Below are 16203 nucleotides of genomic sequence, written 5' to 3' on the forward strand. Positions count from 1 at the left end.
GGAAAGTAACCTCCCACCCGGGACGGCGATATGACGACACGTCAGACGACTGCCTAGCGCGCTCCGCCGTTGACGTACAGCGTCTGCCCGCTGACGTAGGAGGCCTCCTCGCTGGCCAGGAAGGCGACGACCGAGGCGACCTCCTCCGGCTGCCCGACCCGGCGCAGCGGCGTCCGGGCGGCGACCTCGGTCTGGTGCTCCTCGGCGCTGCTGCCGACCCGCTCGGCGGTGGCCGCGGTCATCGCGGTGGCGATGTACCCGGGCGCGACGGCGTTGACATTGACGTTGAACGGCCCGAGCTCGATCGCCAGGGTCGCGGTGAGGCCCTGGATGCCGGCCTTGGCGGCCGCGTAGTTGGCCTGGCCCCGGTTGCCGAGGGCGGAGCGCGAGCTGAGCGAGACGATCTTCCCGTACTTCTGCGCCACCATGTACTTCTGCGCGACGTGGCTGCAGTTGTACGCGCTGGTCAGGTTGACCGTCAGCACCGCGTCCCAGTCGGCCTTCGGCATCTTGAAGAACAGGTTGTCCCGGGTGATCCCGGCGTTGTTGACCAGGATGTGCACCCCGCCGAGGTCTGCCGCGACCTGCGCGAACACCGCCTCCACGGCGTCGTAGTCGGCCACGTCGCAGCCGTACGCCCGGGCGGTGCCGCCCTTGGCGGTGATCTCGGCGACCGTCCCGGCCGCCCGCTCGGCGGTGAGGTCGACCACGGCGACCGCCGCGCCCTCCTCCGCCAGCAGACGGGCGGTGGCCGCCCCGATGCCCTGGGCCGCGCCGGTCACCACGGCGACCTTCCCCGCGAACCGCGTCATGTGAACTCCTCGGAAGTCTGGAGGGTTGAAGGTCGGTCCGGGCCTTGGAGACTCGGACCGACGGAGGTGTGGATCAACAGAGGTGTGGACCAACAGAGTTGTGGATCGACAGAGGTGTGGATCGACGGACGGGGAGCGCCGGTCGTCAGACGTTCTCGACGAGCACGGCCGTACCCTGCCCCACGCCCACGCACATGGTGGCCAGACCGCGCCGGGCACCGGTACGGCGCATCCGGTGCAGCAGGGTGGTGAGGATGCGGGCGCCGGAGCCGCCCAGGGGGTGGCCGAGCGCGATCGCGCCGCCGCTGGGGTTGACCACCTCCTCGGCCCGCTCGGGGCTGAACCCGATGCCGTCGGCGGAGGCGAGCGCCTGGGCCGCGAAGGCCTCGTTCAGCTCGGCGGTGTCCAGGTCGGCGAGCGACCAGCCGGCCCGCGCGAGCACCTTCGCCGTGGCCGGGACCGGGCCGATGCCCATGACGTCCGGGTGCACCCCGGCCGAGGCGCCGGCCACGTACCGGCCGAGCGGCCGCAGCCCGAGGTCGTGCAGCGCCTCCTCGCCGACCAGGAGCAGCCCGGCCGCGCCGTCGTTCATCGGCGAGGCGTTCCCGGCGGTGACCGTGCCCCCGGGCCGGAACACCGGCTTGAGGCCGGCGAGCTTCGCCAGGCTGGTGTCCTCGCGGATGCCCTCGTCGCGGCCCACCGTCACCCCGTCCGGCCGCTCGACCGGGACGAGTTCCGCGTCGAAGTGCCCGTCCTCGCGGGCGGCGCCGGCCCGCTGGTGGCTGCGCAGCGCGAAGGCGTCCTGGCGCTCCCGGCCGATGCCGTACCGGGTGGCCACCTCCTCGGCGGTCTCGCCCATGCTGAGCACGCCGTGCAGTTCGGCCATCCGCGGGTTGGTGAGCCGCCAGCCGAGCCGGGTGTCGAAGGTCTCCATCCGGTGCGGCAGCGCCTCGTCGGGGCGGGGGAGGACGAAGGGGGCGCGGGTCATCGACTCGCAGCCGCCGGCCAGCACCACGTCCGCCTCGCCGGAGCCGATGGCCCGGGCGGCGAGGGTGACGGCCTCCAGGCCGGAGGCGCAGAGCCGGTTGACGGTGGCTCCGGGGACGGTCTCCGGCAGGCCGGCCAGCAGCACGGCCATCCGGGCGGCGTTGCGGTTGTCCTCGCCGGCCTGGTTGGCGGCGCCCCAGTAGACGTCGTCGATCCGGGCCGGGTCGAGCGCGGGGACGTCGGCGAGCAGGGCGCGCAGCACGGTGACCGAGAGGTCGTCCGGGCGGACCGTGGCGAGCGCGCCGCGCAGTCGGCCGATGGGTGTGCGGCGGGCGGCGGCGAAGTAGACGGGACGCACGTCGTCGGGCTCCTTCTCGGGAAACGGGTGGCGGGGCAGGCGGCGGGGCAGGGCGGCTTGGCGGGCCGGCGTCAGAAGGCGTTGACGCCGGTGAGGGCGCGTCCGATGAGCAGCTGGTGGATCTGGCTGGTGCCCTCGTAGAGCGTCATCACCCGCGCGTCGCGCAGGTACTTGCCGACGGGGTACTCGTCGATGAACCCGTAGCCGCCGAAGACCTGGAGCGCGTTGTTGGCGGCCCGGACGGCGGCCTCGCTGGCGTACAGCTTGGCGACGGAGGACTCGGTGGCGAACGGCAGGCCGCGGTCGATGTGGTCTGCGACCTTCCAGGTGAGCAGCCGGGCCGCCTCGACGTCGACGGCGATGCCGGCCAGCAGCTCCTGGACGAGCTGGTGCGAGGCGATCGGCTTGCCGAACTGTTCGCGCTCGCCCGCGTAGCGGACGGCGCTCTCCAGGCAGGCCCGGGCGATGCCGACGCAGCCGGCCGCCACCGACATCCGGCCCTTGGCCAGCGCGGCCATCGCCACCGTGAACCCCTTGCCGACCTCGCCGAGCCGGGCGCTGTCCGGCACCCGGACGTCCTCGAAGGAGAGGCCGGCGGTGGCCTGGCCGCGCAGGCCGAGCTTGCCGTGGATCTCGGTGCGGGTGAAGCCGGGCAGGCCGGTGGGGACCAGGAAGGCGGTGATGCCCCGGTGGCCCCGCTGCTCGGGCGCGTCCCCGCCGGTGCGGGCGAAGACCAGGGCGACGTCGGCCCAGGTGCCGTTGGTGATGAAGGTCTTGGCGCCGCTGATCAGCCAGTCCCCGCCGTCCCGGACGGCGCGGGTGGTGAGGTTGGCGGCGTCCGATCCGGTGCCCGGCTCGGTGAGCGCGAAGCAGGCGAGCGCCTCGCCCGAGGTGAGCCGGGGCAGCCAGTGCCGCTTCTGCTCCTCGGTGCCGAAGGCGTTGACCGACTTGCCGACCAGGCCGAGCGAGACCGAGACGATCCCGCGCACGGCCGAGTCGCCGCGCCCGAGTTCCTCCAGGACGAGGCAGTACGCCAGGTGGTCGCCGCCGCTGCCGCCGTACTCCTCCGGGATGGTCAGCCCGAGGAAGCCGACCTTCGCCAGCTTGCCGATGATCGCGCGGTCGACGGACTCGGCGCGGTCCCACTCGGCGGCGTGCGGCACGACCTCGCGGTCGGTGAAGGAGGCGGCGAGGTCCCGGACGGCGCTCTGCTCCTCGGACAACTCCAGGTTCACGGCGGCTCCCGAATCCGGTGTCCAGGGCCCCGACCCCAGGGCCGGACCCATTAAACTAGCGCTGCAAGTTTTATGGGGGGACTGTAGCCCCGCCCCGCCCGCGCTGGGAAGGGGCACCTGCCAGAATCGGTCCCCAGCACACCCGACCGGAGGAACCGGAGGCACCCGCCGCGATGGCCCGTCCACGCACCCCGCTGCTCAGCCGCGAGCGCATCGTCGCCGCCGCGCTGCGGCTGATCGACGACGAGGGGCTGGACGCCCTCTCCACCCGCCGGCTCGCCACCGAGCTGTCGGTCAGCGGGCCCTCGCTCTACAACCACTTCGCCACCAAGGACGAGCTGCTGGACGCGGTGGTGGACAGCGTCATCGGCGAGGTCGACCTGTCGATGTTCGGCATCGCCGGGGCCGCCGGAGTCGTCGCGGCCGGTGGGGGCTCCTGGCCGGAGGCGCTGCGCGACTGGGCCCGCTCCTACCGTGCCGCGCTGGCCGCCCACCCCAACATCGTCCCGGTGCTCGCCCAGGGCCCCGGGCGCCGGCCGAACGCCCTGCGGCTGGCCGACGCGGTCTTCGGCCACCTGGTCGAGTCCGGGTGGCCGCGCGGCCAGGCGACCAGGATCGGCGCGCTGATGCGCTACTTCGTCACCGGCTCGGCGCTCGCCTCCTTCGCGGCCGGCTTCCCCGCCGACGCCGAGGTCTACGACGCGGCCGACTACCCGCACCTCGGCGAGGCGCACCGGCTGGCCGGGCACCGCGGGACAGTGGACGAGGGTGCCTTCGAGACCGGGCTGGAGGCGCTGCTCGACGGGCTCGCCCTGCGCTACGCCCGGCTCGCCGAGCGGCCCTGAGACGAGGCTGGAGGGGCCCGGTCGAGCGGAAACGATTCGGCCCCCGCACCTCGCGCTGATCGCGCCGGGGGTACGGGGGCCGAGAGGTCGGCGGGCCGACGGGCGGGTCAGCCCATGTCCTCCAGCCGGACGCCCTTGGTCTCCTTCATGAACTTCGCCACGAAGAGGATGGAGAGCGCCGCGAAGGCGGCGTAGATCAGGTAGGTCGCCGACAGGTTCCAGCGCGACATGGACGGGAACGAGACGGTGATCACCCAGTTCGCGATCCACTGCGCGGAGGCGGCGACGGAGAGCGCGGCGGCGCGGATCCGGTTCGGGAACATCTCGCCGAGCATCACCCAGACGACGACGCCCCAGGACATGGCGAAGAACAGCACGAAGGCGTTGGCGGCGACCAGCGCGACGGTGCCCTGGAGGTCGGGCAGGGTGAGGTTGTCCCCGCTGCCGGTGGCCGAGGAGAAGGCCCAGCCGGCGGTGCCGAGCGCGACCGCCATGCCGGCCGAGCCGATCAGGGCGAGCGGCTTGCGGCCGACCCGGTCGACCAGCACGATCGCGATCACGGTGCCGAGGATGTTGATCACCGAGCCGACGAAGCTGATCAGCAGCGAGTTGCCCTGGTCGATGCCGACCGACTGCCACAGGATCGACGAGTAGTAGAAGATCACGTTGATGCCGACCAGCTGCTGGAAGACCGACAGGCCGATGCCGACCCAGACGATCGGGAGCAGGCCGAAGCGGCCGCCGAGCAGGTCGCGGAAGCGCGGACGGTGGTCGGAGGCGATCAGCGCCTGGACCTCGGCGATCCGGGCGTCGGTGTCCACGCCCTCGCCCTCGACCTCGGCGAGCACCTTGCGGGCGTCGTCCAGGCGCTCGGCCTGGATCAGGTAGCGCGGGGACTCGGGGATCACCGAGGCGAGCACGAAGTAGACCGCGGCCGGGACGACGCAGATGCCGAGCATCCACTGCCAGGCCTCCAGGCCGAGCAGCCGGCCGCGGGTGTCGCCGCCGGCCGCCTGCGCCAGCACCCAGTTGACCAGCTGGGATATCGCGATGCCGAGCACGATCGCGGCCTGCTGGAAGGAGGCCAGCCGGCCCCGGTACTTGGTCGGCGCGACCTCGGCGATGTAGGTCGGGGCGATCACCGAGGCGATGCCGATGGCCGCGCCGCCGAGGACGCGCCAGAGGGCGAGGTCCCAGGCGGAGAACGGCAGCATCGAGCCGACCGCGCTGATCGCGAACAGCAGGGCGCCCGCCTTCATGACCTTGATGCGGCCGTACCGGTCGGCGAACCGTCCGGCGATCGCGGCGCCGACCGCCGAGCCCAGCAGCGCCGAGGAGACGATCAGGCCGGTCACGCCGCTGCCGACGCCGAACTTCTCCTGGATGCCGGAGACGGCGCCGTTGATCACGGAGCTGTCGTAGCCGAACAGGAAGCCGCCGAGGGCCGCTGCCGCGGTGATGAAGACGACGAAGCCGAGGCGGCCGGGCGCGGGGGCCTCGACCGCCCCGGAGGGCTTCTGGGTGACGCTCACGATCTGACTCCTGGTACTCAACGCTGAGCTCGGTAGCCGAGATCGTAACCCCTATTCGTTTAAGTCTTGTACACCGGGAACCTCAAGTTTCGCTCTGAGAATTCGTAAGGTGAACAAGCAAATTGGGCCGTCCGGGCAAGGCGGTCAGGCCGGCGAGGCGAGCGAGAGCCCGAACCGGCCCTCCGGGTCGGTCCACCAGTGGCTCAGCCGCAGCCCGGCCGCCGCCAGTTCCCCGGCCACCCGCTCCCGGCGGAACTTCGCCGACACCTCGGTGCGCAGCTCCTCGCCCCGGGCGAAGTGCACCGGCAGGTCCAGGGCCGGGATCTTCACGGACTGCGCGCGCAGCGAGCGCAGCCGCATCTCGATCCACTCCTGCTCGGCGTCCCAGAGCGCGACGTGCTCGAAGGCGTCCGGGTCGAAGTCGGCGCCCAGCTCGCGGTTGAGCACGTTCAGCACGTTCCGGTTGAACTCGGCGGTCACCCCGGCGGAGTCGTCGTAGGCGGCGACCAGCACCGCCGGGTCCTTGACCAGGTCGGTGCCGAGCAGCAGGAAGTCGCCCGGGTCGAGGGCGGCGCGCAGGCCGTGCAGGAAGGCCGCGCGCTCCAGGGGCAGCAGGTTGCCGAGGGTGCCGCCGAGGAAGGCGACCAGGCGCGGGCCGCCCTCCGGGGGCAGGCCGAGCCCGGCGGTGAAGTCGGCGAGCACGCCGTGCACCGCGAGCCCGGGGTACTCGGCGGAGATGGCGGCGCCGGCCGCGGTCAGCGCGCTCTCGCTGACGTCCACCGGGACGTACGTCTCCAGGGTGCCGAGCGCGCGCAGGGCGTCCAGCAGCAGCCGGGTCTTCTCGGAGGAGCCGGAGCCCAGCTCCACCAGGGTGCGGGCCCCGGTGGCGGCGGCGATCTCGCAGGCCCGGGCGGTCAGGATGGCCCGCTCCGCCCGGGTCGGGTAGTACTCGGGCAGCCGGGTGATCTCCTCGAACAGCTCGCTGCCCCGCGCGTCGTAGAACCACTTCGGCGGCAGCCACTTGGGCCGCGCGGTCAGTCCGTGCTGCACGTCGTGGCGCAGCGCGGTGCTGAAGTGGTCGGCGGGCAGCAGTCGGGTGAGTTCGAAGGTGTCCATGACAGGGTGGTTCCTCTGTTCAGAAGGTGAAGGAAGAGTGGGGATCAGTCGCGGCCGGGAAGGCGGCGTACGGTGACGCCGCGCGAGTCCGCCAGCAGCAGCGAACCGTCGGGGACGGACGTCCAGCCCGGCGCGTCGTCGTACGGTTCGGAGGCCACCACCGTGCCGAGGCCCGGCAGGGTGCGGTGGTACAGGGTGTCGCCCCAGGTGGTCGCGGCGATCGAGGCGCCGTCGGTGAGCAGCAGGTTGAGCCGCCCGGTGGTGTGCGCGGTGACGTCCGCGACGGTGCCCGCCAGGGCCTCGCCCGGCCCGGCGCCGTCCCGCAGCCGGTGCAGGGCGAGCGCCCACAGCAGCGCCGAGTCGGTGCGCGCCTCCAGGCCCAGCAGTTCGGCCGGGGGCAGCAGGGCGGCCAGCGCGTCCAGCTTGCCGGGCCAGCCGGCCACCGCGCCGTTGTGGCTGAACAGCCAGCGCTCGGCGGCGAACGGCGCGGCCGCGCCCTCGCCCGGCGCGCAGCCCTCGGTGGCGGACCGGACGGCGGCCAGCAGCGCCCGGGTGCGGACCACCCGGGCGAGGTCGGCGAAGGCCTCGTCCGCCCAGATCGGCCCGGTCCGGCGGTAGCGGGCGGGCACCTCGTCGCCGTCCGCGTACCAGCCGAGGCCGAAGCCGTCCGCGTTGACCGTGCCGTACTGCTGGACCCGGGGCGCCCAGGACTGCCGGTACAGCCCGTACGGCGGGTGCACCAGTAGCTCCCGGGGCGCCACCGGCTCGCCCAGGTAGGCGATGTGACGGCACATCAGTCCGCCTCCAGGTCGCGGGCGGTGCGGAACCCGGCGAAGATCTGCCGCCGGACCGGGTAGTCCCAGTTGCGGAAGGTGCCCCGGCAGGCGACCGGCGCCACCGCGAAGCAGCCGCCGCGCAGCACCTTGTGCTCGGGGCCGAAGAACACCTCCGAGTACTCCCGGTACGGCCAGGACCGGAACCCCCGGTAGGGGCGGAAGTCGCTGGCCGTCCACTCCCACACGTCGCCGATCAACTGGCCCACCCCGTACGGGGACCGGCCCTTCGGGTAGCTGCCCGCCCCGGCCGGGCGCAGGTGGCGCTGGCCGAGGTTGGCGTGCTCGGGGCCGGGCGGGCCGTCGCCCCAGGGGTAGCGGCGGGAGCGGCCGGTGGCCGGGTCGTGCCGGGCCGCCTTCTCCCACTCGGCCTCGGTCGGCAGCCGCCGGCCGGCCCACCGGGCGTACGCGTCCGCCTCGTACCAACTGACGTGCAGGACGGGCTCGTCCGGCTCGACCGGCGCCACCGTGCCGAAGCGCCGGCGGAGCCACTGGCCGTCCTGGTGGCGCCAGAACAGCGGGGCGGTCAGGTCGGCGCGGCGGCGGTGCTCCCAGCCCTCCGGCGTCCACCAGCGCGGGTCGTCATAGCCGCCGTCCGCGATGAACCGCTGGTAGGCGGCGTTGGTGACCGGGGTGGTGTCCAGTAGGAAGGCCGGCAGATCGACGGTGTGCGCCGGGCGCTCGTTGTCCAGCGCCCACGGCTCGGTGTCCGTCCCCATGGTGAACGGGCCCGCGGGGATCAGGACTTCGGCGGGCAGGGTGGCCGCGTCGGCGGGCGCGGGCGGTGGCGGTGGGGCGGCCAGGGCCGGCTCGCCCTGGCGGAGCTGGTGGGTGATCAGCATCGTCTCGTCGTGCTGCTGCTCGTGCTGGGCGATCATCCCGAACGCGAACCCGGCGTCCAGCAGCGGCGCGCCCTCCAGCGGGCTCGCCGCCAGCAGGTCCAGCACCCGGCCGCGCACCTCGTGGGCGTAGGCGCGGGCCTCGGCGGGCGGCAGCAGCGGCAGGCTGGGGCGCTCGGCGCGGGGGTGCTGGAAGGCGTCGTAGAGCGGATCGATCTCGGGGTGCATCGGGTCGCGGCCGCCGACGTTGCGCAGCAGCCAGAGCTCCTCCTGGTTGCCGATGTGCGCGAGGTCCCAGACCAGCGGGGACATCAGCGGGGAGTGCTGGGCGGTGAGGTCGCCGTCCCCGACGCAGTCGGTCAGCGCGGCGGTGCGGGCGCGGGCGGCCAGCAGCTCGGTGGCGATGCTCTCGCGCAGCGCCTCGGTGCCGGTGGCGGCGGCGTCAGGGGTGGCGGTGGCGGCGGTCGGGCCGGTGCTGCGGTCCGGGCCGGCCGCCTCGGTGCCCCCGTGGGGTCGGACGTCGGTCATGGTGCGGCCTCCTCCGGGGGAGCGGGTCGGGTGCCGGAGCGCAGGGCGTCCAGCTGGTCGTCGGCCGGGCAGCGGCCGCGCGCGGGGTAGCGCTCGGCGAACTCGGCGACGACGGTGCGCAGTTGACCGGCGCCGGGCAGGCGGCCCAGTGCGGCGTCGGCGGCGGCGAAGCAGGTGAGGGTGGCTCGGCGCAGCTCCGGGTCGGCCATGGCCAGGGTGGCGGCCCGGCGCCAGACCTCGCTGCGCGGCGGGCGCGGACCGTCGGTGCGTTCCAGCGGCTCCAGCGCGGCCAGCGCGGCATCGGCGGCCACCGGGTCGTCCAGCAGGGCGGTGACCAGTGCGGCGACCACCACCCAGCCGTCCCCGGGCTGGGCGTCGATCATCCGCAGCTCCAGGTGGCCGCGCGGGCGCACCGGTGGGAAGAGGGTGGTGCGGTGGTAGTCCAAGTCGTCGAGTGTGGGCGGGCGTTCGCCCGCGCCGCGGATCCAGTCGCGGAAGGTCAGCCCGGTCGGGGCCGTCCAGGGCAGGCCCTCGGGCCTTCGCACGCACAGGACTTGGGCGTCCAGCACGTACTGTGCCCAGGCCTCGCGCGGGTCGCCGTGGTCCGGCTCCGGGGCGAGCGTGCGGGTCGGGTCCATCCGGGACCAGACGGCCTGCCGGGTGGACCGATGGCCGGTCGAACTACCGTCCAGTGTCGGGGAGTTGGCGAATGCGGCGACCAGCACCGGGCCCAGCCGGTGGGCCAGTCGCCAGCGGCGCTCCACCGCGTGCGGCCCGTCCGCCTCGCCGGCGTCCAGGCAGACCTGCACCGACGCGGTGCCGGTCATCATGATGCGGCCCCAGGGCCCGGCGGAGTCGAAGAAGCGTTCCATCGCGAGGTAGCGGGGGTGGTCCAGCACCATCCGTCGGGGGCGGGCGTACGGGTCCGTCCCGGTGCCGGTGAGTCGCAGGCCCTGTGCCGCGAAGGCGGCCCGCAGGGCGGTCAGATCGCGTCGGGTGTCCTCGACGCAGGCCAGGAGGCCGGTGGCGGGCGGGGAGCTGAGCTCGACCTGTCCGCCGGGTTCGAGCGTGAGGCGCGAACCGGAGGGGAGGGAGACGCCGTCCGGTCCGCCGAGTGGCAGCGACTCCAGTGCGGCGTGGAGCAGTTCCGGCCGTACGGGGCGGGACGGACATCGATCGTCATGGACGAACCATTCGACCTCCACCCCCACCAGACGGGGCGGTCCGATCTTGAAGCAGACGCCCGACACGTGGCTGCGCGCCCCCGATTCGGTCAACGGGGTCACCCCCGGCGGGGGTGTTGGCGTGCTCTGCCGGTCGGGCGGAGTGGTGCGGGATACCGGTATCACCGGACTCACCATCCTCGGGATCACGATTGCGGCCCGGTCTACTTTGCCCAGTCTGCTACGGAGCATGCGGGGATGCCCCGCAAAAATCGTGTGAACGTTCGTTTTCCCAGGTCAGAGCTGTGGCGAACGGGTGAGTTCGGGGCTGTCAGGCCGATCGGCGGGCAGGGAGCGGTCCGTACCCGGTCGGGGCACGTGCCGGGGTCACAGGCGCTCCAGCCGCTCCAGGACGGTCGCCAGCACCGGCCCCGGCAGGGCGTAGTTCAGGCGCAGCGAACCCCGGCCGCCGGGCCCGAAGTCGGCACCGTCGGAGGCCTCCAGACCGCAGCGCTCCAGCAGCGCCCGGCGGGCGTCGGCGGGCGGCAGGCCGAGCGCGGCGGCGTCCAGCCAGAGCAGGTAGGAGGCCCGCGGGGTGGCGCGGACGGCGGGCCCGAGCCGGTCGGTCAGCCGGGTGCGGGCGGCGGCCAGGTGGGCGAGCAGCGCGTCCAGCCAGGGCCCGCCCTCGCGCAGCGCCGCCTGCTGCACGGTCTGCTCCAGCAGGCCGCCCTCCCAGAGGCCGTAGCCGGCCAGCGCCTCGGTGAACCGGGCGCGCAGCCCGGGGTCGGGGACGAGGGCGAAACTGCTGGGGAGGCCGGAGCAGTTGAAGGTCTTGCCGACGGAGTTGAGGGTGACGACGAGGGGCCGGTGCGCCGGGTCGGCGGTGGTGGCGGCGACGGGGTGGGCGCGGTCGGGGTGGGTGAGGTCGCCGTGCACCTCGTCCGAGACCAGCAGCGCACCGCTCTCGGCCGCCCGGGCGGCGAGAGCGCGCACGGCGTCGGCCGGCCACACCGTGCCGGAGGGGTTGTGCGGGTTGCTCAGCAGTACGGCGCCGACGGGGCGGGGGAGCGGGCCCGACGGGAGCCGGTAGCCGCTCGGGCCCGGGTGCGGTACTTGCGGCGGGTGCGCCGGGTGCAGCGGCAGCTCGCGGTACGGGAGGCCGGCCGCGCGGCAGAGCTGGGCGAAGCCGCCCCACTCGGGGGTGGGGAAGAGGACGGGGGCCTGCGGTCGTACGGTCTCCAGGAGGACGCGCAGCGCGGTGCGCGGGCCGCAGGGCAGTAGCAGGACCCAGTCCGGGTCGACCGCGGCGCCGTGCCGGGTGCGGTACCAGTCGGCCACCAGCGCGCGGCCGGCCGGGTCGCAGACCGTGTAGCCGTACGCGCGGTGGCGGGCGCGCCGCTCCAGCGCCTCGGCGACGGCGGGCGGTCCGGGCAGGTCCATGTCGGCGAGGCCCATCGCGATCGTTCCGGGGGCGTCCGCGCGGGCCCACTTGCTGCTGCCGGTGCCGGTGCGGTCGAAGGGGGCGTCGAAGCCGAAGTCGGGGGCGGGGACGTCGGTGGGCGCGGGGCCGGGGGTGTCGCGAACAGATGACAGATTTCGAAAGCTGTCATCTGTTCGCTGAAAGTTGTCGTCTGTCATCTGTTCGCCGCCATCCGTCCTCCGGCGCCCGCCACCCCGCTCGACGTCTGTCACCCCGCCGCCGCCCCCGCCAGGTACGCCGCGAGCCCCCGCCGCCCCCGGCGCATCATCACCGCGTGGTTGGCCCGGAACAGCGGGTGCAGCGGCAGGGCGAGCCGGCGCAGCAGGGGCTTGCCGGGCCGGGTCTCCTCCTCGAACAGCACCCGGCTGCCCGGACCGCCCGGCCCGCGAGCCTCGTGCGGTCCGCCGGCCCCGCCCGCCAGGTCCGGCGTCACCGTGAACCGCGACCACCCGGCCAGGTCGCCCCGCATGGCCACCTCCAGCACCCCGGCGGCCGGGTCGCGCCGGTTCGCCGCCAGCCCGATCACCAACCGGTACGGCAGCAGGGCGCGCACCACCACGTCCCCGGAGTCCTCGCCGGTCGGTCGGACCTCGCGGATCTCCGGCCACCACAGCGGATAGCTCCGCACGTCCTCGAGGGCCGCGTACACGGCGGTCGCCGGAGCCGCGAGCCGCCAGACGCCCCGGAATCGGTAGTGGTTGGGGTCCACGGCCCCACCCTAGTCCGGGCCGGTCGCTCCGAGGGGTGAACGCCGTTGGACCGTTGCCGAGTTGGTCCGTGGCACGGCCGGTAACCGGAGGTGAATCTTCCGGAAGCGCCCGTCCGGGAGGAAAGAAGCGCTCCGCTTGCACCCGTTCGGGGTGCGGGGGAGGATCTTCTGTGCTTGTAGTCTCATCAGTCACGGCAGCATCCCCTGGGCGCTGCGACCCCAGAAACCGGAGTGAAGGAGTCACAGGCATGCGGCGACCGAGCTGGGTACCGGAGGGCACGGACCTGGACAAACCGAACGCCGCGCGGGTCTACGACTACTACCTGGGGGGCTCGCACAACTTCGAGGTCGACCGGGAGATGGCCCGCAAGGCGATCGCCATGTGGCCGGAGCTGCCGCAGATCATGCGCTCCAACCGCGCCTTCCTGCGCCGCGCCGTGACCTTCCTCGCCGAGCAGGGCGTCACCCGCTTCCTGGACATCGGCTCCGGCATCCCGACCTTCGGCGCCGTGCACGAGATCGCCCGGGCGATCCGCCCCGAGGCCAAGGTGGTCTACGTGGACCGCGACCCGGTCGCCGTCGCGCACAGCCGCCTGCTGCTGGAGGACGACCACGACTGCGCCGTCGCCCAGGCCGACCTGCGCGACGTCGACGACCTGCTGGCCCGCCCCGAGGTCACCGAGCTGCTGGCGGCCGGCGAGCCCGTGGCCGTGCTGCTGGTCGCCGTCGCGCACTTCGTCGGCGACGAGGACGACCCGTGGCGGCTGATCGGAACGGTCCGCGACGCCCTCCCGCCCGGCAGCGCGCTGGTGCTCTCGCACGCCGCCCTGGAGAGCCGCCCCGACCAGGCCGAGGACCACCAGAAGCTCTACCAGCGGACGCCGACCCCGCTGACCATGCGCACCCACGAGCAGATCACCGCGATGTTCTCCGGCTTCGAGCTGGTCGAGCCGGGCGTGGTGCACCTGCCGCTGTGGCGTCCGGACCAGCCGGGTACGGTCGGTGAGCACCCCGAGCGGATCGCCGGGGTGGCGGGCGTGGGGATCCGCCCTTGAGCGGACGCGACGGACGAGGCACCGACGGCCGCACGCCCCGCGCGGCGGCCGTCGCGAGGCCTGCCCGGCCCGCTCGGCCCGCAAGGCCTGCCGGGCCCGCCGGGCCCGCCGGAACCGGCGCGTACACCAGAGGAACCAGGTTCAGCAGATGAGTACCACCCCGGTGCGCGGCAACGCGGAGCGGTTCCACGAGGAGTGGGCCCGGCTGCTCTCCGCCGACCACGGCACCGCCGTCCACCCCGGCCTGCTCGGCCGGCTGGTCGCGCGCACCGCCGCGCTGCTGCACCGCGCCCAGGAGGACGAGCCGTTCGAGCCGCGGCTGGCCGCGCAGGCCGGCGCCGACCTGGTCGACGCGCACTTCACCGACCCGGTGCTGCTGGCCCGGGCGGTCGAACTGCTCCAGGCGCAGCCCGTCCAGGACGACCGCGGCCCGGCCCTGACCGGCGCCTTCGCGGCCGGCTGGGCGGCCGCCCTGCGCGAGCGCACGCTGACCGAGCAGGAGGCGATCCGCACCGCCGCCGACAGCGCCCGCAAGGAGGCCGAGCGGGCGCTGCGCGCCTCCGAGGCCCGGTTCCGGGCGCTGTTCGAGAGCGCCGCCATCGGCATCGGCATCGGTGACACCGACGGCAACATCATGGCGGTCAACAAGGCCCTCCAGGAGCTGTTCGGCGCGGGCCCGGAGGACATGATCGGCCGCCGGGTCGGCGACCTGGTGCACCCCGAGGACACCCCCGGCGTGTGGGAGGCGTACGAGGAGCTGATCAGCGGCAAGCGGGACTACTTCCAGTTCGACAAGCCGTACTACCGCCAGGACGGCGAGGTGATCTGGACCCACCTGACCGTCTCGCTGATCCGCGACGACGACGGCATCCCGCAGTACCAGGTCGCGATGCTGGAGGACGTCACCGACCGCTACCGGCTCCAGGAGCGGCTGCGCCACCAGGCCACCCACGACCCGCTGACCGGCCTGCCCAACCGCGCGGCCTTCTTCGAGCGGCTGGAGAAGCTGTTCGAGGAGCCCGAGCCGGGCGCCCGCTTCGGCCTCTGCTACGTCGACCTCGACGGTTTCAAGGTGGTCAACGACAGCCTCGGCCACGACATGGGCGACCAGCTGCTGGCCGCCGTCGCCGCCCGGCTGAAGGCCGCCCTCACCCCGCTCGGCCACCTGGTGGCCCGGCTCGGCGGCGACGAGTTCGTCGTCCTGCTGGAGAAGTGCCGGGGCGAGCAGGAGGCGGTGGCCGCCGCGAAGACCGTGCTCAGGGCGCTGGCCGGGCCGGTGCTGATCGGCGACCACAAGCTCGCCGTCGGCGCCAGCGTCGGCGTGCTGGAGCGGCGGGTGTCCACCACCACCCCGGGCGCCGCCGTCCGGGCCGCCGACCTCACGCTGTACCGCGCCAAGGAGGCCGGCCGCGGCCGCTGGACGCTCTTCGACCCCAAGGAGAACGCCCGGGCGGTCAGCCGCTACGCGGTGTCGGTGCGGATGCCGGCGGCCCTCGACCGCGGCGAGTTCTTCATCGACTACCAGCCGCTCTACCGCCTCGCGGACGGCCGGCTGGCCGCCGTGGAGGCGCTGGTGCGCTGGCGCCACCCGCAGCTCGGCGTGCTCGGCCCGGACGAGTTCGTCACCACCGCCGAGGAGACCGGGCTGATCATGCCGCTCGGCCGCTGGGTGCTGGAGCAGGCCTGCGGCCAGGCCGCGGACTGGATCAAGCGGTACGGCGACGCCGCCCCGCAGCTCAACGTCAACCTGGCGGTCCGGCAGGCCCGCAGCGCCGCCCTGGTCACCGACCTCGCCCGGATCCTCGACAGCACCGGCCTGGACCCGGCCCGGTTGCAGCTGGAGATCACCGAGTCGACCGTGGTCGGGCCCGAGGACGAGGCGCTGCGCACCCTGCACGGGCTGGTCGACCTCGGGGTTTCGCTGGCCGTGGACGACTTCGGCACCGGCTGGTCCAACCTCGCCTACCTGCGCGACCTGCCGGTCTCCGGGCTGAAGATCGCCGGCTCCTTCGTCGGCGACCTGCACGAACCGGGGAAGGACGAGTCCACCGGGTGGCGGATCGTCAGCGGCCTGGTGTCGATGGCGCACGCGCTCGGGCTGAACGTCACCGCCGAGGGCGTGGAGACCCACCGGGACGCCGAACGGCTGCGGACCATGGGCTGCGACTGGGCGCAGGGCTGGCACTTCGGACGCCCGGTGCGGCCCGAGGAGATCGCCCGGCGGATCGTGGAGGAACCGCTGGGGCGCCCGGTCGAGGAGCGCTGAGGCGGGCCGGCTGGACGCCGGCTCGAGTTCGGCTCGGGGGCCGGTCCGTTCCCGCCCGGTCCTGCTCCGCTCCGACGGCGGCGCCGGCCCGACCGCCGTACGGGCAGTGCCGGCCGAGGCGTCGACAGCGGCCGGTTCCCCGTCGGGGATCGCGCTTGCGTACCGGTCCTGCGATGGGTCGGTCCTGATCCGCGAAAGCGGCCGACACCCGCGCCCGCCATGAGGGATGATGACGCGTCACAATCCACCCCGGAACCGGTGCGCCCATGGTCACGGCCCCGCGCCGGTCCGGGCTGCGGGGGAGGGGAGCGTCGCATGGGCACGACGGAGGACGCGGACCCGGCCGAGGGCGGTCGGCGCGGGCCGAGGCCCCGGTCGGCCGCCGGAGCCGAGCCGGGGAATCCGCCGGGGAGCAGGGTGGAGCGGTGGTCGCGGGGGCGCTGGC

13 protein-coding genes are annotated in these 16203 nt (G+C 74.2%); 3 read left to right on the forward strand and 10 right to left on the reverse strand.

Going from position 1 to position 16203, the window contains the following annotated elements; translation table 11 throughout:
• Nucleotides 1–53: 53 nt before the first annotated feature.
• From fabG to ACWDCZ_RS03720, 3 genes are all read right to left on the reverse strand, one after another.
• Nucleotides 54–812, reverse strand: coding sequence for a 3-oxoacyl-ACP reductase FabG (fabG, locus tag ACWDCZ_RS03710; RefSeq protein WP_049655523.1), 759 nt, complete (start codon nucleotides 810–812; stop codon nucleotides 54–56).
• Between the two features lie 145 nt (nucleotides 813–957).
• Nucleotides 958–2157 carry a thiolase family protein gene (locus ACWDCZ_RS03715; RefSeq protein ID WP_449815132.1) on the reverse strand — a complete coding sequence of 400 codons (1200 nt, stop codon included), beginning with the start codon at nucleotides 2155–2157 and terminating at the stop codon, nucleotides 958–960.
• A gap of 71 nt (nucleotides 2158–2228) precedes the next feature.
• Nucleotides 2229–3392, reverse strand: coding sequence for an acyl-CoA dehydrogenase family protein (locus tag ACWDCZ_RS03720; protein ID WP_449815133.1), 1164 nt, complete (start codon nucleotides 3390–3392; stop codon nucleotides 2229–2231).
• A gap of 173 nt (nucleotides 3393–3565) precedes the next feature.
• On the opposite strand from ACWDCZ_RS03720, the gene ACWDCZ_RS03725 reads away from it, so the two are divergent.
• Nucleotides 3566–4237: a TetR/AcrR family transcriptional regulator gene (locus ACWDCZ_RS03725; protein WP_449815134.1), complete on the forward strand. Its 672-nt coding sequence runs from the start codon at nucleotides 3566–3568 to the stop codon at nucleotides 4235–4237.
• A gap of 107 nt (nucleotides 4238–4344) precedes the next feature.
• Here the strand turns inward: ACWDCZ_RS03725 and ACWDCZ_RS03730 are convergent, their stop codons facing one another.
• The 7 genes from ACWDCZ_RS03730 to ACWDCZ_RS03760 form a co-directional block, all read right to left on the reverse strand.
• Nucleotides 4345–5772, reverse strand: a complete 1428-nt coding sequence (locus tag ACWDCZ_RS03730) for a sugar porter family MFS transporter (RefSeq protein ID WP_074004449.1) — start codon at nucleotides 5770–5772, stop codon at nucleotides 4345–4347.
• Between the two features lie 141 nt (nucleotides 5773–5913).
• Nucleotides 5914–6885, reverse strand: coding sequence for an L-histidine N(alpha)-methyltransferase (gene egtD / locus ACWDCZ_RS03735; protein WP_449815135.1), 972 nt, complete (start codon nucleotides 6883–6885; stop codon nucleotides 5914–5916).
• Between the two features lie 44 nt (nucleotides 6886–6929).
• Entirely contained in the window at nucleotides 6930–7679 is a 750-nt protein-coding gene (egtC, locus tag ACWDCZ_RS03740) for an ergothioneine biosynthesis protein EgtC (RefSeq protein WP_449815136.1), read from the reverse strand.
• The gene (gene egtB / locus ACWDCZ_RS03745; RefSeq protein WP_449815137.1) at nucleotides 7679–9085 is read right to left on the reverse strand and encodes an ergothioneine biosynthesis protein EgtB; all 1407 of its coding nucleotides are present in this window, start codon (nucleotides 9083–9085) and stop codon (nucleotides 7679–7681) included. Before egtB ends, egtC begins: the two co-directional genes overlap by 1 nt.
• Nucleotides 9082–10362, reverse strand: a complete 1281-nt coding sequence (egtA, locus tag ACWDCZ_RS03750) for an ergothioneine biosynthesis glutamate--cysteine ligase EgtA (protein ID WP_241853032.1) — start codon at nucleotides 10360–10362, stop codon at nucleotides 9082–9084. Before egtA ends, egtB begins: the two co-directional genes overlap by 4 nt.
• A 273-nt stretch (nucleotides 10363–10635) precedes the next feature.
• Nucleotides 10636–11886 (reverse strand): aminotransferase class I/II-fold pyridoxal phosphate-dependent enzyme, encoded by a 1251-nt coding sequence (locus ACWDCZ_RS03755; RefSeq protein WP_449815138.1) that lies wholly within the window; start codon nucleotides 11884–11886, stop codon nucleotides 10636–10638.
• Between the two features lie 50 nt (nucleotides 11887–11936).
• Nucleotides 11937–12437 carry an SRPBCC family protein gene (locus ACWDCZ_RS03760; RefSeq protein WP_449815139.1) on the reverse strand — a complete coding sequence of 167 codons (501 nt, stop codon included), beginning with the start codon at nucleotides 12435–12437 and terminating at the stop codon, nucleotides 11937–11939.
• Between the two features lie 248 nt (nucleotides 12438–12685).
• Here ACWDCZ_RS03760 and ACWDCZ_RS03765 point away from each other — a divergent pair, with 248 nt between their 5' ends.
• The gene (locus ACWDCZ_RS03765) at nucleotides 12686–13492 is read left to right on the forward strand and encodes an SAM-dependent methyltransferase (RefSeq protein WP_049659216.1); all 807 of its coding nucleotides are present in this window, start codon (nucleotides 12686–12688) and stop codon (nucleotides 13490–13492) included.
• A 148-nt stretch (nucleotides 13493–13640) separates the two neighbouring features.
• Nucleotides 13641–15758, forward strand: coding sequence for a putative bifunctional diguanylate cyclase/phosphodiesterase (locus ACWDCZ_RS03770; protein ID WP_388047920.1), 2118 nt, complete (start codon nucleotides 13641–13643; stop codon nucleotides 15756–15758).
• Nucleotides 15759–16203 lie beyond the last annotated feature (445 nt).

The sequence above is a fragment of the Kitasatospora sp. NPDC001225 genome, from assembly GCF_053597855.1.